This is a genomic window from Aeromonas taiwanensis, from assembly GCF_000820165.1.
Classification (GTDB): domain Bacteria; phylum Pseudomonadota; class Gammaproteobacteria; order Enterobacterales; family Aeromonadaceae; genus Aeromonas; species Aeromonas taiwanensis.
Map to the genome: position 1 here is coordinate 1 of NZ_CDDD01000072.1, position 18,909 is coordinate 18,909.

The 18,909-nt window shown below is 63.6% G+C and carries 19 protein-coding genes; 15 read left to right on the forward strand and 4 right to left on the reverse strand.

Annotated features, from left to right (window positions below; translation table 11 throughout):
• On the reverse strand, positions 1–615 hold a 615-nt coding region (locus BN1136_RS12880), incomplete at its 3' end, for a cache domain-containing protein (RefSeq protein WP_197068452.1).
• Positions 616–894: 279 nt separating this feature from the next.
• Here BN1136_RS12880 and BN1136_RS12885 point away from each other — a divergent pair.
• Positions 895–1,497 carry a nitroreductase family protein gene (locus BN1136_RS12885; RefSeq protein WP_043762171.1) on the forward strand — a complete coding sequence of 201 codons (603 nt, stop codon included), beginning with the start codon at positions 895–897 and terminating at the stop codon, positions 1,495–1,497.
• A 108-nt stretch (positions 1,498–1,605) separates the two neighbouring features.
• Positions 1,606–3,069 (forward strand): GGDEF domain-containing protein, encoded by a 1,464-nt coding sequence (locus BN1136_RS12890; protein ID WP_043762172.1) that lies wholly within the window; start codon positions 1,606–1,608, stop codon positions 3,067–3,069.
• A gap of 73 nt (positions 3,070–3,142) precedes the next feature.
• On the opposite strand, the gene BN1136_RS12895 is transcribed toward BN1136_RS12890, so the two are convergent.
• The gene (locus tag BN1136_RS12895) at positions 3,143–3,361 is read right to left on the reverse strand and encodes a hypothetical protein (RefSeq protein ID WP_043762173.1); all 219 of its coding nucleotides are present in this window, start codon (positions 3,359–3,361) and stop codon (positions 3,143–3,145) included.
• A gap of 114 nt (positions 3,362–3,475) precedes the next feature.
• Between BN1136_RS12895 and BN1136_RS12900 the strand changes: the two genes are divergently transcribed.
• Together BN1136_RS12900 and BN1136_RS12905 are read left to right on the forward strand one after the other, a co-directional pair.
• Positions 3,476–4,381 (forward strand): LysR family transcriptional regulator, encoded by a 906-nt coding sequence (locus BN1136_RS12900; RefSeq protein ID WP_043762174.1) that lies wholly within the window; start codon positions 3,476–3,478, stop codon positions 4,379–4,381.
• Between the two features lie 83 nt (positions 4,382–4,464).
• Positions 4,465–4,692, forward strand: a complete 228-nt coding sequence (locus BN1136_RS12905; RefSeq protein ID WP_043762175.1) for a putative hemolysin — start codon at positions 4,465–4,467, stop codon at positions 4,690–4,692.
• A gap of 113 nt (positions 4,693–4,805) precedes the next feature.
• Here the strand turns inward: BN1136_RS12905 and BN1136_RS12910 are convergent, their stop codons facing one another.
• Complete coding sequence (locus BN1136_RS12910) at positions 4,806–5,969, reverse strand: FAD-dependent monooxygenase (protein WP_043762176.1); 1,164 nt, start codon at positions 5,967–5,969, stop codon at positions 4,806–4,808.
• Between the two features lie 255 nt (positions 5,970–6,224).
• Here BN1136_RS12910 and miaB point away from each other — a divergent pair, with 255 nt between their 5' ends.
• The 5 genes from miaB to lnt all read left to right on the forward strand — a co-directional run bounded on the left by miaB (position 6,225) and on the right by lnt (position 11,909).
• Positions 6,225–7,658 carry a tRNA (N6-isopentenyl adenosine(37)-C2)-methylthiotransferase MiaB gene (gene miaB / locus BN1136_RS12915; protein WP_043762177.1) on the forward strand — a complete coding sequence of 478 codons (1,434 nt, stop codon included), beginning with the start codon at positions 6,225–6,227 and terminating at the stop codon, positions 7,656–7,658.
• A 44-nt stretch (positions 7,659–7,702) separates the two neighbouring features.
• Positions 7,703–8,755, forward strand: coding sequence for a PhoH family protein (locus BN1136_RS12920; RefSeq protein WP_043762178.1), 1,053 nt, complete (start codon positions 7,703–7,705; stop codon positions 8,753–8,755).
• A complete protein-coding gene (gene ybeY / locus BN1136_RS12925; RefSeq protein ID WP_043762179.1) occupies positions 8,752–9,219 on the forward strand; it encodes an rRNA maturation RNase YbeY in 468 nt (155 codons plus the stop codon). Before BN1136_RS12920 ends, ybeY begins: the two co-directional genes overlap by 4 nt.
• A gap of 94 nt (positions 9,220–9,313) precedes the next feature.
• The gene (corC, locus tag BN1136_RS12930; protein WP_043762180.1) at positions 9,314–10,195 is read left to right on the forward strand and encodes a CNNM family magnesium/cobalt transport protein CorC; all 882 of its coding nucleotides are present in this window, start codon (positions 9,314–9,316) and stop codon (positions 10,193–10,195) included.
• Positions 10,196–10,379: 184 nt separating this feature from the next.
• Positions 10,380–11,909: an apolipoprotein N-acyltransferase gene (gene lnt, locus BN1136_RS12935; protein WP_043762181.1), complete on the forward strand. Its 1,530-nt coding sequence runs from the start codon at positions 10,380–10,382 to the stop codon at positions 11,907–11,909.
• A 228-nt stretch (positions 11,910–12,137) separates the two neighbouring features.
• Here lnt and BN1136_RS12940 read toward each other — a convergent pair whose 3' ends face one another.
• Positions 12,138–12,620: a zinc ribbon-containing protein gene (locus BN1136_RS12940; protein WP_043762182.1), complete on the reverse strand. Its 483-nt coding sequence runs from the start codon at positions 12,618–12,620 to the stop codon at positions 12,138–12,140.
• Between the two features lie 235 nt (positions 12,621–12,855).
• On the opposite strand from BN1136_RS12940, the gene leuS reads away from it, so the two are divergent.
• The 6 genes from leuS (at position 12,856) to rlmH (ending at position 18,823) form a co-directional block, all read left to right on the forward strand.
• Positions 12,856–15,435 (forward strand): leucine--tRNA ligase, encoded by a 2,580-nt coding sequence (gene leuS, locus BN1136_RS12945; protein WP_043762183.1) that lies wholly within the window; start codon positions 12,856–12,858, stop codon positions 15,433–15,435.
• A gap of 117 nt (positions 15,436–15,552) precedes the next feature.
• Positions 15,553–16,035, forward strand: a complete 483-nt coding sequence (locus tag BN1136_RS12950) for an LPS-assembly lipoprotein LptE (RefSeq protein WP_043762184.1) — start codon at positions 15,553–15,555, stop codon at positions 16,033–16,035.
• A 73-nt stretch (positions 16,036–16,108) separates the two neighbouring features.
• Positions 16,109–17,143, forward strand: a complete 1,035-nt coding sequence (gene holA / locus BN1136_RS12955; protein WP_043762185.1) for a DNA polymerase III subunit delta — start codon at positions 16,109–16,111, stop codon at positions 17,141–17,143.
• Positions 17,137–17,820, forward strand: a complete 684-nt coding sequence (gene nadD, locus BN1136_RS12960; RefSeq protein WP_043762187.1) for a nicotinate-nucleotide adenylyltransferase — start codon at positions 17,137–17,139, stop codon at positions 17,818–17,820. Before holA ends, nadD begins: the two co-directional genes overlap by 7 nt.
• 172 nt (positions 17,821–17,992) lie before the next feature.
• Positions 17,993–18,331, forward strand: coding sequence for a ribosome silencing factor (rsfS, locus tag BN1136_RS12965; protein ID WP_043762188.1), 339 nt, complete (start codon positions 17,993–17,995; stop codon positions 18,329–18,331).
• A gap of 24 nt (positions 18,332–18,355) precedes the next feature.
• Complete coding sequence (gene rlmH, locus BN1136_RS12970; protein ID WP_043762189.1) at positions 18,356–18,823, forward strand: 23S rRNA (pseudouridine(1915)-N(3))-methyltransferase RlmH; 468 nt, start codon at positions 18,356–18,358, stop codon at positions 18,821–18,823.
• Positions 18,824–18,909: the final 86 nt, after the last annotated feature.

An 18,909-nucleotide genomic window follows, 5' to 3' on the forward strand; every position in this document is an offset into this window, starting at 1 on the left:
GATGTAGAGGGCGGCCTGATCCCCTCCCAGTGCCCGCCCCAACGCCGCCTGCAGCGTGTTGAACGACATGTCCACCATCAGCAGCCCCAGCAGTTGCCCCTCGTCATCCCTGACCCGCTTGATCAGGGTCAGTACCTGGCTGGCGGAAGCAAACTCATCGTAGGGGCCAAACCAGATGAGGTCGTCACCGCCGCTGGCGATCGCCTGGTACCAGGGGCGATCCCGCGCCTCATAGCCTGCCGGCGCACGCCAGTCGGGATAGCCGTCGAGGTGGTTGGTGCGCACGTTGTAGAAAAAGAGGTAGTGGGCGTCGTGCTTGAACTGATGGGCGATGGGCCAGATCGGGTTGATGGCCGTCTCCCCCCTCGCGATGGCCCGCTTGTCCAGGGAGGACTCCAGCACGCCGAGCTGCCGCTGGTTGTCCTGCGCCAGCTCGTGGATCAGGGTGGCATCTATGGTGGTGAGCATGTGACCGTAACCCGCCATGGTCTTGTCGATACTCTGCAGGTAGCTGGCCGCCGCCAGCAACAGGGTGGCGATCAGCACCAGGGCGCCAAGCACAAACGACAGCGGGGTCAGGATGTAATAGCGTTCCTTGATGATCGCAGCAGCCACTCCACCCCCCCATAAAATGTCGTTAAAAACTCATTTTATGGTGAAATCAACCAAGCCATCATTGATTGAAATCATCAGTGGCTACTGTTGGGGGTCGAAAAGGGAACATTGGGTCCACTGTTATATATGCGTTCCCGAGCTGTGAATATCCATAAAAAGTAGAAACACTCCTCACCCTGTGTTGACGGTTTCTTGTGCAGAAGGTGTTATAGTCGATGACTCGAGAAATCGGAGCCAGATGAACTTTGTCGGCAATGATCCATCAACCAAGGAGATGTTATGAGCAGTCCGTTTATCGAACAGATCAAAGTACGTCGTACCATCTATGCCCTGGGCAACCGGGTGACCCATTCCGAGCCCCAGCTGACAGCCCTTATCAAGGATGCCATCAAGCACAGCCCCTCCTCCTTCAACTCCCAGAGCTCCCGCGCCGTCATTCTGTTTGGCGAGGAGCACCACAAGCTGTGGGACATCGTCAAGGCCGAGCTCAAGAAGATAGTTCCGCCGGAGGCCTATCCCCAGAGCGAGGCCAAGATCAACGGCAGCTTCCGGGCCGGTTTCGGAACCGTTCTCTTCTTCGAGGACACCGCCGTCATCCAGGATCTGCAGCAGAAGTTCGCCCTCTATGCCGACAACTTCCCCATCTGGTCCGAACACGGCACCGGGATCGCCCAGTTCGCGGTCTGGACCACCCTGGCCCAGGAAGGCATCGGCGCCTCCCTGCAGCACTACAATCCGCTGATCGACGAGGCGGTACGCCAGACGTGGAACCTGCCCGCCAACTGGTTGCTGCGTGCTCAGATGCCCTTCGGCAGCATAGAGCAACCTGCCGGTGACAAGACCTTCATCGAGGACGATGTCCGCTTCCGGGTCTTCGGCTAATCCCCCGGCCCCCTCTCGCAGGGGGCCTCTTCCCGCCTCTCCTCTGTCCTTTTCCCGTCAACAACCCTACTCTGTGACAACATTATCAGTCATGACGAGGAGAACCTCATGAGGGAGGCCAGACGCCAGCAGATCCCGCCCAGACTCTATCCGCTGTTTGCCTTTCTCTGTGTCACCACCCTGATCCTCCTGTTCTCCCTGATGGGCATCTTCACCCGCCCCCCGAACCTGCTGGCCGCCTTCTGGCCGGCCAACGCCGTGCTGCTCGGCATCATGCTGCGCTACCCACGCCTCGCTTCCCTGCCGGGGTGGCTGGGAAGCATTGCAGGCTACCTGCTCGCCGCCCAGTTCACCCAGGACGACCTCCAGAAGACGCTGCTGCTGACCCTGGGCAACCTGGCGGGCGTCTGCGTCGGCTTTGTGCTGTTTCGCTGCCTGAGCTCGCAAGAGAGGCGTCTGAGGCGTCCCACCTCCCTGGTGTTTTTGCTGCTGATATCCATGGCGGCCTCCCTGGCTGCCGGCCTCGTCGGGGCCTTCATCAATCCCCTGCTGTTTCAGGGCACCATGCTCTACGGGCTCGGCTTCTGGTTTGCCAGCGAGCTCGTCAACTACATGGCCATACTGCCGGTGATCCTGACCCTGCCTCCCCCCGGGGAGATCTCGGCCTGGCTAGCCCGCCTGTTCCGGCCCCAGCTCTCCTGGCCCAGGCTGATGCCACTGCTGAGCCTGCTCTGCACCATGATGCTCTCCCTGCTGATCGCCGGTCCCGGCTCCATCGCCTTCCCGGTGCCCGCCCTGCTGTGGTGCGCCGTCAGCTATTCGCTCTTTACCACCAGCCTGCTCTCCCTGGGTTTCAGCACCCTGACCCTGCTGGCCCTCTCCAACGGCTATCTCGTCATCAGCCACGATGCCCAGACCCAGTACTGGATGTTTTCGGTCAGGATCGGCGTCATGCTGATCGCCCTCACCCCCCTCACCGCCGCCAGCATCATGGCCGTGCGCAACAACCTGCTGAGCAGGATGGAGCATCTGGCCCATCATGATCACCTCACCGGCGTGCTCAATCGCACCGGCTTCTGGCCGATGGCCCAGTCCATGCTGGCCACCCAGGAGCTGCGCCAGCTCCCTGTCGCCGTCGGCATGCTGGATCTGGACCACTTCAAGCGCGTCAATGACAGTCATGGCCACGAGTCCGGCGATCACCTGCTCAGGGCATTCACCGATACAGTGCGTCACCAGCTGCGCCAGGGGGATCTCTTCGTGCGTCTGGGAGGGGAGGAGTTCGCCATCGTGCTGCCTGCGACCACCCAGTCCCAGGCCCTGGAGGTGGTCGAGCGACTTAGGGAGAAGGTGGCCGGGATGAGCATGATGGATGCGTCCGGTCAACCCATCGTCGCCACCGTCAGCATAGGGCTCACCTGCCAGCAACGCGGTACCTACAACCTGGACAGGCTGCTCTCCCGCGCCGATCAGGCGCTCTATCAGGCCAAGCGCCATGGTCGCAACCGGGTGGAGCTGCACCGGGAAGACGCGCCGGATGACCGGGATGGCAGCCCGTCGGCCAACCCATGAGCCCTCCCCATCCGGCGATCCCGTTCGAGCTCAGCGTCCAGATACCCCGGTCGGCCGATGCGGCTCGATCCCTTCAGCGCCCCGCCAGCGTGTCGATGAAGGCCTGCCGCTGGGTCGCGGCCTCATAGCAGGCGAGCGCCTGCTCGGCATTGCTCGCCCACACCGGCCGGGGGCCCACCGCAAATCCCTGCTGCAGCAGGCTGGTCAGCAGTTCCCCCGTCTCCTGGGCCGCCAGTGGCTGTGCCAGTACCAGGCTTCCCTTGATCAAGAACAGATAGCGTTCGGTCGACATGACATGACTCCTTGTGGCTGGTCGGCAGGCCGGATGGCCTGTTTCGAGACCATTAGAACAAGGCAGTTAGATAATTTATAATCAATAAATCGCCACATTGGATAACTAAATGGAATGAAATTCGACCTCAGGCAACTGCAGGCCTTCGTCATGCTGGCCGAGACCGCCAACTACCGCGAGGCGGCGCAGCGGCTGTTCGTGACCCAGCCGGCCCTCACCAAGCAGATCCAGGGGCTGGAGCTCGCCCTCGGCAGCACCCTGTTCAACCGGGGCCGCCACGGCGCCGAGCTGACCGCCATCGGCCAGCAGCTGCTCCCCCAGGCCCTTGCCCTGGTCGAACACGGCAAGGGGTTCGAGCATCACGCCCTGGCGCTGGCAAGCGGCGCCGCGGGGCGCCTCAGGATAGGATTCGGGCTCTCCAGCTTCGCACTCGCCCCCTCCCTGGTGGCCGCCTTCAAGCAGCAGGCCCCGGACGTGCTGGTGCATCTGCAGGACATGACCTCCGCCATTCAGCAGGAGCAGCTGTTGACCGGACGCCTGCAGGCAGGCTTCATGCGCCGGCCAGAGGTGCCGCAACTGCGTGAGCACAGGCTGCTGACGGACAGGCTGGTGCTGGCCGTCCCCACCCGGATAACGCTGCCGGATCCGGCGGCCTTCGACGTGGAGCAGGCCCTGACTCGCCAGCCGCTGCTGCAGATGGTGGGTCACCGCTGCCCCGGTCTCACCCGGCAGATAGCCCGCTTTCTCGGCGCCAACCGCCTGAGCGGCATGATCCAGGAGGCAGAAGATATCCAGACTCTGGTGGCCCTGGTGGCCGCCGGCATCGGCAACGCCATCCTGCCCCGCAGCGTCGGCTTTATCGCAGGCCAGGAGGTGACCCTCTACCCTCTCTCCGGCCCCTGGTCGGAATGGGACATCAGCCTGGTGTGGAACCCGGAGTTTGCGGACCCTATCCGGGATCGCTTCCTGCAACTGGTTCTGGCGGCCCACCCGGCAGCCAGCCCCGCGACCGAAGGATGAGGTGGACTCATTTTTGCCTTTTTCATGAAGGGGGCAGTAAGATGGGCAGCAAGAATCCAGCCACCATATGAAGGGAGATCCCCATGATCAAACCACTTATTGCGCTCTTGCCCGCCCTGTTGCTGAGCGCCTGCGCCAGCGAAAAAGCGCCGACGCCCGTCGGCATGGCCAACCCGGCCTCGGTCTACTGTGGCGAACAGGGAGGCAAAGTGATCATCAAGCAGGAAGCCAATGGCGCCGTGGGTTACTGCCATCTGCCAGACGGCCAGGTGGCCGAGGAGTGGGCCTTCTATCGCTCGACTCATCCCTGATCTTGCCACGGCTGCAGGCCTGATGCACAAGGGGGCGATTCATCAGAACCGCCCCCTTGTTGTTACGCTCACGGGAGCTTCGCCCGCCTCTCTCATGGCGACCGGCGGCAACCTCAGACCAGCCCCAGGGCATAACGCAGCGCCATCTCCTTGAGGGGGCCCGCCTTGTCCGCCAGGTTCAGCGCCAGGTTGCGGGCAAGCTTGAGGGGGCCTATCTCGTTGCTGAACGCCCCGTAGAAGAGATCCATCCCCGACTGCATCAGCAGGTTGTCCGGACGCCGACGGCGCTCGTAGCGCGCGGCCAGCCCCAGCCCATGCCAGTCAGCCCCCGCCTTGGCCAGAGCCTCGGCCCAGCAGGCCACGTCCTTGAAGCCGAGGTTGACCCCCTGCCCGGCAAGCGGGTTGATGGTGTGGGCGGCATCACCGAGCAGCACCACCCGGCCGGCGTGGTAGTCGTTGGCGTGGCGACGCACCAGGGGGAAGCTCCCCTTGCCGGTCACGCGAAAGCCGCCGAGCCGGCTCGGGAAGTGGCGGCGCACCTCGGCGGCAAGCCCCTCGTTGTCCATGGCGGTCAGGGCCCGGATGCGGGCCGGGCTGTCGTACCACACCAGGGAGCCGTGACGACCCGGCAGCGGCAGGAAGGCGCGGGGGCCCTGCGGGGTGAACTGCTGCCAGGTGATGTCCTCCTGCTCAAAGTCGGTGTCGATGTTGATCAGCATGCAGTGCTGGCGGTACTCGAAGCGCGAGACGCCGATCCCGGCGAGCCTGCGGGTATGGGATTCGGCGCCGTCGCAGGCCAGCACCCAGCGTGCCTGCAGCTCGGTGCCATCATCCAGCAGCAGGGTAGCGTGTTCCCTGTCCTGACGCAGACTCTGCACCGCCGCCGGGGTATGGGTCTGGATGTTGGGGAAATCCTCCATACGCCTCAAGAGAGCGAGCTGCACCAGCCGGTTCTCGATGATGTAGCCAAGCTGGGGCAGGCCCAGGTCGGCCGCATCAAAGCGGGTGGCAAAGCCGTCCAGCTCCCAGGTCTCCAGCCGGCGATAGGGGCACAGCCGCATCTGCCGCAGGTATTGCCAGGCGCCCGCCTGCTCCAGCAGGGCCACCGACGCCAGACTGATGGCGGAGACCCGCAGATCCAGCGGCTGCTCCGGCGCGTAGGGCCCCGGCAACCGGGTCTCGATGACCCGCACCGAGCGGCCCTGGCTCGCCAGCAGGCAGGCGGTGGCGGCGCCCACCATGCCGGCGCCGACGATGGCGATATCGCAATGTTCCATGACGTACTTCCTGAAATGGGCGCCCACGCAGACAGAGAGGGGCTGAATCGAATGAGGGCATGATAGCGCAACGAGGGGGGATAAACAGTGAGAGAAGCGGCGAATTGCCTTGCCCAATCAAGGACAGAACCCCTGTTGACGCGGCCAGCCAGCCCATGGGGGCCGCCGGATATTAACTAGTCAGCCCCGCCATTGCGGAGTAAAATGCCCGGTCCTTTGACCCTGTCGATAGCAAAAACCGTCATTAGAGTAGCGATGAGCAAGAAACTTCATATCAAGACCTGGGGCTGCCAGATGAACGAGTACGACTCGTCCAAGATGGCGGACCTGTTGGACGCCAGCCATGGTTATCAGCTGACCGAAGAGCCCGAAGAGGCCGACGTCCTGTTGCTGAACACCTGTTCCATCCGCGAGAAGGCCCAGGAGAAGGTGTTCCACCTGCTCGGTCGCTGGAAGAAGCTCAAGACCAAGAAGCCGGGTCTGGTGATCGGGGTGGGCGGCTGCGTCGCCTCCCAGGAAGGGGACAACCTGAGAAAGCGCGCCCCCTATGTGGACATCGTCTTCGGCCCCCAGACCCTCCACCGCCTGCCCGCCATGATCAAGCAGGTGCAGGAGGGCCACGGCGCCCAGGTGGACATCGCCTTCCCCGAAATCGAGAAGTTCGACAACCTGCCGGAGCCGCGCGCCGAGGGCGCCACCGCCTTCGTCTCCATCATGGAAGGCTGCTCCAAATACTGCTCCTTCTGCGTGGTGCCCTACACCCGCGGCGAAGAGGTGAGCCGCCCGCTCGACGACGTGCTCTACGAAATCGCCCAGCTCGCCCAGCAGGGGGTGCGCGAGGTCAACCTGCTCGGCCAGAACGTCAACGCCTATCGCGGCCCGACCTTCGAGGGGGATGACTGCACCTTCGCCGAGCTGCTGCGCCTGGTGGCCGCCATCGACGGCATCGACCGCATTCGCTACACCACCAGCCACCCCATCGAGTTCACCGACGACATCATCGAGGTCTATCGGGATACCCCCGAGGTGGTCAGCTTCCTGCACCTGCCGGTGCAAAGCGGCTCGGATCGCATCCTGACCATGATGAAGCGCCCCCACACCGTGCTGGAGTACAAGTCCAAGATCCGCCGTCTGCGCGCCGTGCGTCCCGACATCACCATGAGCTCGGACTTCATCGTCGGCTTCCCGAACGAGACGGACGAGGACTTCGAGGCCACCATGAAGCTGATCGAGGAGATCAACTTCGACATGAGCTTCAGCTTCATCTACAGCCCCCGCCCCGGCACTCCGGCCGCGGACCTGCCTGACGATGTGGACATGGAGGTGAAGAAGGCCCGCCTCACCCGGCTGCAGAACCAGATCAATCACCAGTCCATGCTCATCGGCCGCGCCATGCTGGGCTCGGTGCAGCGCATTCTGGTGGAAGGCCCCTCCAAGCTGGATCCCATGCAGCTGTCCGGCCGTACCGAGAACAACCGGGTGGTCAACTTCGAGGGCTCCCACCGCCTCATCGGCGGCTTCGCCGACGTGGAGATCATCGACGTGCGCCCCTTCTCCCTGCGCGGTCGTTTCATCCGCGGCGAGGACGAGATGAACCTGCGCATCGCCACGGCGCCGAGCGAGATCCTGGCCCGCCGCCCCGACAACGTGCCCGATCCCCTGGGCGTTGCGGCCTTCACTCCCCATTAATTGCGCTTCCCTCCCGGAGGGAAGTGCCTTGAAACGAGGTCAACTTGAGCCGACATATCGCGACCCTGAACCTGCACCTGGAGCCCGCCGACAACCTGCGCCTCGCCAGCCTGTGCGGCCCCTTTGACGACAACCTCAAGCAGTTGGAGCGCCGCCTCGGCATCGAGGTCAGCTACCGGAACAACCATTTCCAGGTGATCGGCAAGCAGGCCCAGGTGGACGCCGCAGCCGTCATCCTCAAGCACCTCTATGTGGAGACCCAGCCGCTCAAGGGCGGCAAGGTGACCGACATCACCCCCGACATGGTGCACCTGGCGGTGCAGGAGTCCCGGGTACTGGAGCAGGACGAGGACGAGGCTCCCAGCCTGCCTTATGGCAAGGAGGTGACGGTCAAGACCAAACGCGGCCTCATCAAGCCGCGCAGCCCGAACCAAGCCCAGTACATCGCCAATATCGTGCGCCACGACATCAGCTTCGGCATAGGCCCGGCCGGTACCGGCAAGACCTATCTGGCGGTGGCCGCCGCCGTGGATGCCCTGGAGCGCCAGGAGATCCGCCGCATCCTGCTGACCCGTCCGGCGGTGGAGGCAGGGGAGAAGCTCGGCTTCCTGCCCGGGGATCTATCCCAGAAGGTGGACCCCTACCTGCGCCCGCTCTACGACGCCCTGTTCGAGATGCTGGGCTTCGAGCGCGTGGAGAAGCTGATGGAGCGCAACATCATCGAGGTAGCGCCGCTCGCTTATATGCGAGGCAGAACCTTGAATGACGCCTTTATCATCCTGGACGAGGCACAGAACACCACCACGGAGCAGATGAAGATGTTCCTGACCCGCATCGGCTTCAACTCCAAGGCGGTGGTCACCGGCGACATCACCCAGGTGGACCTGCCCCGCAGCACCAAGTCCGGCCTGCGCCACGCTCTGGAGGTACTGCAGGGGGTCGATGGCCTCTCCTTCAACTTCTTCGAGTCCAAGGACGTGGTGCGCCACCCCGTGGTCGCCCGCATCGTCCAGGCCTACGAGGCATTTGACGCCCAGCAGGCGGCCGAGAAGGCCGCCACCAACAAAGCAAACACCAGCAAAGAGAGTGCCCAATGAGCGTGACCCTGGATCTGCAACTGGCCTGCGCCAGCAACGACGGCCTGCCGAGCGAGGCCCAGCTGCAGGGCTGGCTCGACGGCACCATCCTGGGCTTCCAGGAGGAGGCCGAGGTGACGGTGCGCCTGGTGGACGAGGCGGAGAGCCGCGAGCTCAACCACACCTACCGTGGCAAGGACAAACCCACCAACGTGCTCTCCTTCCCGTTCGAGGCGCCCCCGGGTCTCGAGCTGCCCCTGCTCGGCGATCTGGTGATCTGCCGCCAGGTGGTGGAGGCCGAGGCCATCGAGCAGGGCAAACCGCTCATGGCCCACTGGGCCCACATGGTTGTGCACGGCAGTCTGCATCTGCTAGGTTATGACCATATCGAGGACGAGGAAGCCGAGGAGATGGAGCAGCTCGAGCGCGACATCATGCAAGAACTGGGCTTTGCAGACCCCTATTTGGACGACGACGAAGAGTAAAGGGCCGGGCTGTCATCGCCTTGAAACAGCCGATGACCACCCTTATATCTCCCAACGATTTCACGTGTGTTTTAGCGAGTAACCAAGAGAGAAAATGACCGACGATCACCCTAGTACCGGCTCGCCGAAGAAAACCTGGCTCGACAAGCTCAGCCAACTCTTCCAGGGCGAGCCCAAAGACCGCAACGATCTGGTGGAAGTCATCGCCGATGCCGAAGAGCGGGACCTCATCGATCAGGACACCAAGGACATGATCGAGGGCGTGCTCGAAATTGCCGAGCTGCGCGTGCGCGACATCATGATCCCCCGCTCCCAGATGGTGACCATCGAGAAGTCCCAACCGGTGGACGAGTTCCTGCCCGTCATCATCGAATCCGGCCACTCCCGTTTCCCTGTTATCAACGAAGACAAGGATCACGTGGAGGGCATACTGCTCGCCAAGGATCTGCTGCCATTCGGCTTTGGCGGCCATCACGCCAGCGAACCGCTGCAGCTCGAGAAGATCCTGCGCCCCACCGTCATCGTGCCGGAGAGCAAGCGGGTCGATCGCCTGCTCAAGGAGTTCCGGGAAGAGCGCTACCACATGGCCATCGTGGTGGACGAGTTTGGCGGTGTCTCCGGCCTCGTGACCATCGAGGACATCCTGGAACTCATCGTCGGCGAAATCGACGACGAGTTCGACGACATCGAGGACGAGCCCGAAGAGATCCGCCGCATCAGCAAACGGGTCTTCTCCATCAGCGCTCTCACCGAGATCGAGGACTTCAACGACTTCTTCGGCACCCAGTTCAGCGATGAAGAGGTGGATACCGTGGGCGGTCTGGTGATGCACGCCTTCAGCCACCTGCCCAAGAAGGGCGAGGAGATCGAGCTCGACGGCTACCTGTTCAAGGTGATGCACGCGGACCGTCGCCGCCTGCAGCAGCTGCAGGTGAAGATCCCGGAACATCACGCGGCGGCCCAGCCGGAGTCCTGATCCCGCGCAGCCCGCTTCGTCAATCAACGCCCCTCTGACCAGGGGCGTTTGTTTTTGACCCCCTTGCCCGTTCCCCGGGCCCCCTCACGACGTCCGCCGCCGCGAGGCTCGCCGTTGGCGTGCTTTGCGGTTAAGATGTCGGCCATTCCATTTTCATTCAGCCCAATTCGAGCCCCGATCTCCCGTGAAATCGAAACTCCTGACAAGCCTGTGCGCCCTGGCCTCTGGTGCCATCGCCGTGCTGGCCTTCTCCCCCTTCGGCTACTGGCCTCTGGTGATCCCCTCCCTGCTCGGTCTCTACGCCCTGCTGGACAAGGCCACCCCCAAACAGGCTGCCTGGCGCGGCTTCGGCTACGCCATGGGTCTGTTCCTGCCCGGACAGTGGTGGATCCACGTCAGCATGACGGAGTTTGGCGGCATCCCGCTGCCGGCCGCCTTCGTGCTGCTGGCCGGGCTCTGCGCCTATCTGTCGCTCTATCCGACCCTGGCCTGCTGGCTCTTCGCCCGCTTCTTCGCGGGTCGCCACTGGAGCCGCTGGCTGCTCGCCTTCCCGGCGCTCTGGCTGATGGCCGACTGGCTGCGGGGCTGGGTGATGACGGGCTATCCCTGGCTCTGGTTTGGCTATACCCAGATAGACGGCCCCCTCAAGGGGTTCGCCCCCATCCTCGGGGTGCAGGGCATCACCCTCGCCCTGCTCTTGACCGCCTCCGCCCTCTGGCTGACTTGGCAGAGCCGCAAGCCGGCCTGGCTGCTGCTGCCGGTCGCCCTGGTGGGCGGTGCCCAGGGGCTGATGCAGCTCAACTGGGTGACCCGGGGCGAACCGGTCAAGGTCGCCCTGGTGCAGGGCAACATCGCCCAGTCCCTCAAGTGGGATCCGGAGGCCCTGGTGCCGACGGTACGCACCTATCAGGATCTCAGCCGCGAGAACCAGGACGCCGACATCATCGTCTGGCCCGAATCGGCGATCCCGGCCATCGAGAAGGAGATGGGTACCTATCTGGAGAGCCTGGACAAGGCGATGAAGGTGAACGACACCGGCCTGCTGGCGGGCATCATCCATTACGATCTGAAACAGCAGCGCTTCTACAACACCGTGCTCGGCATGGGGGTACAGGATGCCGAGGGCAAGGAGTCCTACTACTACGAGCACAAGAACCGCTACTACAAGTACCACCTGCTGCCCATCGGCGAGTTCGTGCCCTTTGAAGATCTGCTGCGCCCCATTGCCCCCTTCTTCAACCTGCCCATGTCCTCCTTCAGCCGGGGTGACGAGGTGCAGCCGAACCTGATCGCCAAGGGGCTCAAGTTCGCCGCCGCCATCTGCTACGAGATCATCTTCCCGGACGAGGTGCGCCGCAACGTGCAGCCGGACACCGACTTCCTGCTGACCGTCTCGAACGATGCCTGGTTCGGCACCAGTATCGGCCCCTGGCAGCACATGGAGATCGCCCGCATGCGCGCCCTCGAGCTCGCCCGCCCGCTGCTGCGCGACACCAACACCGGCATCACCATCGTCACCGAAATCGACGGCAGCATCATCGCCCAGCTGCCGCAGTTCGAGGCCGGGGTGCTGCGCGCCGAGGTGCGCCCGGCCCACGGCGTGACCCCCTATCTGCGCTTTGGCAGCTGGCCCATGTATGGCATCGCCGCCCTGCTGCTGGGGCTGGGGCTGGTCCTGCGCCCCCGCGCCCATCCCTGGGCACGCAAGGGCTGAGGTAGCACAAGGCAGATAAACAAGAGAGGCGCCCAGGGGCGCCTCTCTTCTGTTCAGTCTGATATCCGCTCAGAACCTGTTCAGGCTCTGCAACGAGAGGTCGTCAGCAAGGTAAAGAGCAGCGCAGGAACCGGAGCGTATAGATATACGTGAGCACCCTCGGTTACAGACAAGCGAGCAGCACATGAGCCTTGATCGCGGCCTCGCAGCAAGAGTGTGGACAGGTTCTCAGGGCGAGAGCGGCTCACGGTGATACTCGTCGGCCCCGCACTCGGGGCAGGTGCCGAGCTGCTCCGGGTGCAGCACGGTATGGCGCCACTCGCAGTGATCGCACACCAGCACGCCGAGCCCCACCCAGTCGCCGGCCCGGTAGACGCCCTTGTGCTCCAGCTCGTCCGCGAGCTCCTGCCACTCCACCTGGGCCCGATCGGTCACATCCGCCAGCCAGGACCAGACGGTGTCTTTGAGCGCCAGCATAAAGGCGGATTCCGGGGCCTCTTGCTTGCCCTCGTCGTAATTGCCGAGATCCCGTTTCACATATTCGGCGATGAGCGCCAGTTCATCCTTGGTCAGATCCCCCGCCGCCTCCAGATAGGCCTGCACCCTGGCGATCATCCGGTTGAGACGCTCACCCTGGAACTCCTCCGTCTCCTCCCACTGCTTCCTGAGCTGGGCGATGAAGTCTTCATACCCTTGTCGACGTTTGTCCATGACCATCACTCCTCTGCTGAACCCCGTTCGTGCCCGGCCTGAACCGGAGACTGAGCGGATACGGGCGGTGGTTGTCGCCCTCGCTCCCCAAGCTCCTCGGCTAAACCGCCAGGGTGCCGTGGCCGGGCCTGACACCGGGCGGATGCTGGCGGTTGTTGCCGCCGCAGGATATGGGTATTCTATTGCGATTTCCCAGCCGTTTTATCTATTCATTTCACAGATCCGGATGTCACCAATGCAAGAGCAATACGTTCCCCAATCCATAGAACCAGCAGTGCAGCAGCACTGGGATGCCAAGAAAACCTTCAAGGCCGTGGAAAAAGTAGACAAAGAGAAGTTCTACTGCCTCTCCATGTTCCCCTATCCGTCTGGTCGACTGCACATGGGGCACGTGCGTAACTACACCATAGGTGATGTGATCTCCCGTTATCAACGCCTCAATGGCAAGAACGTGCTGCAACCCATCGGCTGGGACGCCTTCGGCCTGCCGGCGGAAAACGCCGCCATCAAGAACAGCACTGCGCCGGCTCCGTGGACCTACGAGAACATCGAATACATGAAGAACCAGCTGAAGATGCTGGGTCTGGGCTATGACTGGGACAGAGAACTCGCCACCTGCAAGCCGGACTACTACCGCTGGGAGCAGTGGTTCTTCACCAAGCTCTACGAGAAGGGCCTGGTCTACAAGAAGACCTCCTCCGTCAACTGGTGCCCGAACGACATGACGGTGCTGGCCAACGAGCAGGTGATCGACAACTGCTGCTGGCGCTGTGACACCCCGGTGGAGCAAAAAGAGATCCCCCAGTGGTTCATCAAGATCACCGACTACGCCGAAGAGCTGTTGAACGACATCGACAACCTGGAAGGCTGGCCGGAGATGGTCAAGACCATGCAGCGCAACTGGATTGGCCGCTCCGAAGGGGTCAACATCAGCTTCGCCGTCGATGGCCAGGATGATCACCTGGAGGTCTACACCACCCGTCCGGACACCTTCATGGGCGTGACCTATGTGGGCATCGCCGCCGGCCACCCGCTGGCCGCCCTGGCAGCCGAAGGCAACCCCGAGCTCGCCGCCTTCATCGAGGAGTGCAAGCACACCAAGGTGGCCGAGGCAGACATGGCCACCATGGAGAAGAAGGGCATGGCCACCGGCCTCTACGCCATTCACCCTCTGGATGGCCGCAAGGTGCCGGTCTGGGTCGCCAACTTCGTGCTGATGAACTACGGCACCGGCGCCGTCATGGCCGTGCCCGGCCACGATCTGCGCGACCACGAATTCGCCACCAAATACGGCCTCGAGATCAAGCCGGTCATCAAGCCGGCCGACGGTGACGCACCGGACGTGATCGCCGCCGCCTACACCGACAAGGGTGTGCTGTTCAACTCCGGCGAGTTCGACGGTCTCGAGTTCCAGGCCGCCTTCGATGCCATCGCCAACAAGCTGGAAGCCCTCGGCCGCGGCAAGCGCACCGTCAACTACCGCCTGCGCGACTGGGGTGTCTCCCGTCAGCGCTACTGGGGCGCCCCCATCCCCATGCTGACCCTGGCGGACGGCACTGTGGTGCCGACCCCGGAAGACCAGCTGCCGGTTCTGCTGCCGGAAGACGTGGTGATGGACGGCATCCAGAGCCCCATCAAGGCCGACGCCGAGTGGGCCAAGACCACCTACAACGGCCAGGAAGCGTTCCGCGAGACCGATACCTTCGACACCTTTATGGAGTCCTCCTGGTACTACGCCCGCTACTGCTCCCCGGACTACGACAAGGGCATGCTGGATCCGGCGGCTGCCAACCACTGGCTGCCGGTGGATCAGTACATCGGCGGCATCGAGCACGCCTGTATGCACCTGCTCTACGCCCGCTTCTTCCACAAGCTGCTGCGTGACGCTGGCCTCGTGAACAGCGACGAGCCGTTCAAGCGCCTGCTCTGCCAGGGCATGGTGCTGGCCGACGCCTTCTACTACAAGGACGAGAAGGGCGGCAACGTCTGGGTCAGCCCCCTCGACGTCAAAGTGGAACGCGACGACAAGGGCCGCATCACCAAGTCCGTGGACAACGAGGGCCGCGAGGTCATCCACTCCGGCATGACCAAGATGTCCAAGTCCAAGAACAACGGCATCGACCCCCAGCTGATGGTGGAGCGTTACGGCGCCGACACCGTGCGTCTGTTCATGATGTTCGCCTCCCCGGCCGACATGACCCTGGAGTGGTCCGACTCCGGCGTCGAGGGTGCCCAGCGCTTCCTGCGCCGCCTGTGGCGCATCACCTTCGAGCACGTCTCCGGTGGTGCCGTACCGGCGCTGGACGTGGCAGCCCTCACCAGCGAGCAGAAAGCCGTTCGCCGCGAGCTGCACAAGACCATCGCCAAGGTGAGCGACGACGTGGGTCGCCGCCAGACCTTCAACACTGCCATCGCCGCGGTCATGGAGCTGATGAACAACCTCTCCAAGCTGGGTTCCGACGCCCAGGATCGCGCCCTGATGCAGGAAGCGCTGGAAGCGGTCGTGGTCATGCTCTACCCCATCACCCCGCACATCGGCTTCGAGCTGTGGAAGATGCTGGGCAAGGGCGAGGACATCGACCACGCCACCTGGCCGGTGGCCGACGAGGCTGCCATGATCGAGACCGAGAAGCTGGTGGTGGTGCAGATCAACGGCAAGATGCGCGGCAAGCTGACCGTGCCGGCCGAGATCAGCCAGGCGGACGTCGAGAAGCTGGCCATGGCCGACGCCTCGGTGCAGAAGTTCACCGAGGGGCTGACCGTGCGCAAGGTCGTCTATGTGCCGGGCAAGCTGCTCAACATCGTGGCCAACTGATGCCATACCGCCTGGCCATGCAGGCTGACTGTCTGGTTGCCAAGCGGTCACAGCAAACGGATGACAACGGCGGGCCCTGCGCCCGCCGCTCTTCCCTTCATGCAAAGAGGATTTTTTATGGGCACCATCTTCACTCGCTGGATGGCCATCCTGCTGGCAGGGCTGCTGCTGCAGGCCTGCGGTTTTCAGATGCGGGGCACCGCCATTCCCCCCGAGTTGATGACCATGAAAGTGGTCGGTGACAACAAGAGCGACTTCTACCGGCTGGTCACCACCCGCCTCAAGGCGGCCGGCGTGCAGCTCGCCGACAAGGAGGGCATCCCGGTGCTGACCCTCGGCACTGTGAGCAGCAGCAGCCAGGTCGCCTCCGTCGATTCCATCGGCCAGGATCGCGAATACCTGCTGGGCTACAGCACCCAGTTCACCGTGGTCGTGCCGGGCCAGCCGACCCAGGTCTTCCCCATCACCTTCAACCGCAGCTTCCTGAACAAGCCGGATGCGGCGCTCGCCTCCTCCCGCGAGCAGGAGCAGCTCGGCAAGGAGATGCAGGAACAGGCCGCCAACTTGGTGATCCGCCAGCTCAGCCAGGTCAAGTTCTGATGGGGATCTATCCGACCGCCGGACTGGTGATCCATCAACCCCAGTCAGGTCAGATTCTGATGCAGGTATCTTGATGAGAGTCTATCCCGAGCAGTTCGCGGACCATCTCAAGGCAGGGCTCAAGCCCTGCTATCTCATTTTTGGGGACGAGCCCCTGCTCAAGCTCGAAGCCATCGACGCCGTGCGCCAGATGGCGCGCAAGCAGGGCTTCGATGAACGCCACAGCTTCGTGGTGGAAGCCGGGCTGGACTGGAACCAGGTCCATGACGCCTGCCAGGCCATGAGCCTCTTCTCCGCCCGCCAGATCATCGAGCTGGAGCTGCCGGCCAAGGTCGACAAGGACTTGGCCGCCCGCATCAGCGAGATCGGCAAGCAGCTCCACCCCGATCTGCTGCTGGTGCTCAGCGGCGCTCGCCTCAACCAGACCCAGATGAAGGCAGCCTGGTTCGACAAGCTGAGTCAGAGCGGCACCTATGTCCCGGTCAACCACCCCGAGCCCCGCTTCTTCCCGCGCTGGATGAGCGCACGGTTTCAACGCTTCGGTCTCAAGGCGATGCCGGATGCGGTCAACTTCATGTGTCACGCTTACGAGGGCAACCTGCTGGCCGCGAGCCAGGAGATAGAGAAGCTGACCCTGCTCTCGCCCCCCCAGCCGATCACGGTCGCCTACCTGCAGGAAACCATCATCCGCCACGCCCACTTCACCCCGTTCCAGCTGGTCGATACCCTGCTGGAGGGCAAGGTGAACCGGGCCCAGCGCATCCTGCTGGCCCTGCGCGCCGAGGGCACCGAGCCCGGCATGCTGGCCTGGACCCTGTGCCGCGAGCTGGAACAGCTCACCGAGCTGGCGCTGGCCGCCCGCGCCGGGCAACCCCTGGTGGAACACTTCACCCGATTGCGCATCTGGCAGAGCCGCCAGCAGCTCATCCAGCAGGCCCTGACCCGACTCCCCTTTGCCAAGCTGCAGCAGCTGTGGCAACTGATGGCGCAACTGGACGACGCCCAGCGCCGCTTCGATACCGAAGGGGCCTGGCTGATGCTGCAGACCATCGCCCTCGGTTTTCGCGATGGCGCCCCCCTGCCTTTGCTGGAGGCGGATCCATGCTGAAAGCGCCCATCGGCATCCTCGGCGGTACCTTCGATCCCATCCACATCGGCCACCTGAGGCCTGCCATCGAGGCCCGCGAGGCCCTGGGCCTGGCCGAGGTGAGGCTGCTCCCGAACCACATCCCGCCCCACCGCGCCAATCCGTTCTGCTCCAGCGAGCAGCGCCTGGCCATGGTCAGGCTGGCGGCAGCGGAGAACCCGGGATTCGTGGTGGACGAGCGGGAGCTCAAGCGGGACACTCCCTCCTGGACCATCGACACCCTCATCGAGCTGAAACGCGATCTGCCTGATACCCCGCTCTGCTTCCTGATGGGGATGGACTCCCTGCTCGGCTTGCCGAGCTGGCACCGCTGGCGGGAGCTGCTCGACCATGCCCACCTGGTGGTGAGTATCCGCCCCGGCTGGCAGCCGGACTATCCAGCCCCCATCGCCAAGTTGCTGGCCCGCCACCAGACCCGCGAGGTGGCAGATCTGCACCGGCTGCGCCACGGCCGCATCTGGCTGGCAGACAACCTGCCCATCGAGCTGTCGGCCACGGGGCTGCGGGCTCTGCTGGCGGCGGGGCGGGATCCCCGCTATCTGCTGCCCGCAACGGTTGCCGACTACATCCGGCAGCACGGGCTCTATCAACCGTCGGCGGGGTCATCCGCAGAAGAGGGCTTCGAGCCGACACCTTGAGGCGTAGCCGGCACAGACCCGACTATTGTCAGGACCGGTTGCGCACTATAGTGATCCTTGAGGGGCTGCCCTTGCGACATGGCGGCCCGCACCTTCCCGTTGCCAGGCTGGGAAACGGGAGTGACCATGATATAATCCGCCGCCCTCTGGCGCCGGAAGACAGGAGAAGACATTGCAAGGCCAAGAATTGCTCGCCTTTATCGTCGACAAGATCGATGACATGAAAGGCCGCGACATCATCACCCTCGATGTACGCGGCAAATCCAGCATCACGGACACCATGATCATCTGCTCCGGCAACTCCAATCGTCATGTCAGTGCCATCGCCCACAACCTCGCCAGCGAGGCGCGCCATGCCGGCCTCGATCTGCTGAGCGTGGAAGGGGAACTCACCGGCGAATGGGTGCTGGTGGACATGGGGTCTGTCATCGTCCACGTGATGCAGGATGAGTATCGCGACTTCTACCAACTGGAAAAACTCTGGAGCGGCGCCGCTCAGATGAATTCGTAATAAAGGGCGACAGCGTAACCAAAGATGAAAATCCAGTTGATTGCCGTGGGCACCAAGATGCCTGCCTGGGTAGAGCATGGCTTCGAAGAGTATCGTCGCCGCTTCCCCAAAGACATGCCGTTCGAACTCCTCGAGATAGGCGCAGGCAAGCGCGGCAAGAATGCCGACATTCCCCGCATCCTGCAGAAGGAGGGGGAAGCCATGCTGGCGGCCGCCGGCCGCTCGCGCATCGTGACCCTGGACATTCCGGGCAAGCCCTGGACCACGGAGCAGCTCGCCGTGCAACTGGAAGCCTGGAAGCTCGATGGCCGGGACGTGGCGCTGTTGGTGGGCGGCCCGGAAGGGCTCTCCCCCGAGTGCAAGGCCGCCGCCGAACAGAGCTGGTCCCTGTCGCCCCTGACCCTGCCCCATCCGCTGGTGCGGGTCCTGGTGGCCGAGAGCCTCTATCGAGCCTGGAGCATCACCACCAATCACCCGTATCACAGAGAGTGACCCATGCAGAGCCTATGCATTCCGCTCACCCGCCCGGCCCCCGGAGCCTGAGCATGCCTATCCGTACCGTCACTCTCCATCACACG

What these genes read in the sequence shown, in the direction of transcription:
- BN1136_RS12885 (WP_043762171.1), top strand. Translation starts at nt 895, where the DNA reads ATGAGCAGTCCGTTTATCGAACAGATCAAAGTACGTCGTACCATCTAT.
- BN1136_RS12890 (WP_043762172.1), top strand. Translation starts at nt 1,606, where the DNA reads ATGAGGGAGGCCAGACGCCAGCAGATCCCGCCCAGACTCTATCCGCTG.
- BN1136_RS12895 (WP_043762173.1), bottom strand. Translation starts at nt 3,361, where the DNA reads ATGTCGACCGAACGCTATCTGTTCTTGATCAAGGGAAGCCTGGTACTG.
- BN1136_RS12900 (WP_043762174.1), top strand. Translation starts at nt 3,476, where the DNA reads ATGAAATTCGACCTCAGGCAACTGCAGGCCTTCGTCATGCTGGCCGAG.
- BN1136_RS12905 (WP_043762175.1), top strand. Translation starts at nt 4,465, where the DNA reads ATGATCAAACCACTTATTGCGCTCTTGCCCGCCCTGTTGCTGAGCGCC.
- BN1136_RS12910 (WP_043762176.1), bottom strand. Translation starts at nt 5,969, where the DNA reads ATGGAACATTGCGATATCGCCATCGTCGGCGCCGGCATGGTGGGCGCC.
- miaB (WP_043762177.1), top strand. Translation starts at nt 6,225, where the DNA reads ATGAGCAAGAAACTTCATATCAAGACCTGGGGCTGCCAGATGAACGAG.
- ybeY (WP_043762179.1), top strand. Translation starts at nt 8,752, where the DNA reads ATGAGCGTGACCCTGGATCTGCAACTGGCCTGCGCCAGCAACGACGGC.
- corC (WP_043762180.1), top strand. Translation starts at nt 9,314, where the DNA reads ATGACCGACGATCACCCTAGTACCGGCTCGCCGAAGAAAACCTGGCTC.
- BN1136_RS12940 (WP_043762182.1), bottom strand. Translation starts at nt 12,620, where the DNA reads ATGGACAAACGTCGACAAGGGTATGAAGACTTCATCGCCCAGCTCAGG.
- leuS (WP_043762183.1), top strand. Translation starts at nt 12,856, where the DNA reads ATGCAAGAGCAATACGTTCCCCAATCCATAGAACCAGCAGTGCAGCAG.
- BN1136_RS12950 (WP_043762184.1), top strand. Translation starts at nt 15,553, where the DNA reads ATGGGCACCATCTTCACTCGCTGGATGGCCATCCTGCTGGCAGGGCTG.
- holA (WP_043762185.1), top strand. Translation starts at nt 16,109, where the DNA reads ATGAGAGTCTATCCCGAGCAGTTCGCGGACCATCTCAAGGCAGGGCTC.
- nadD (WP_043762187.1), top strand. Translation starts at nt 17,137, where the DNA reads ATGCTGAAAGCGCCCATCGGCATCCTCGGCGGTACCTTCGATCCCATC.
- rlmH (WP_043762189.1), top strand. Translation starts at nt 18,356, where the DNA reads ATGAAAATCCAGTTGATTGCCGTGGGCACCAAGATGCCTGCCTGGGTA.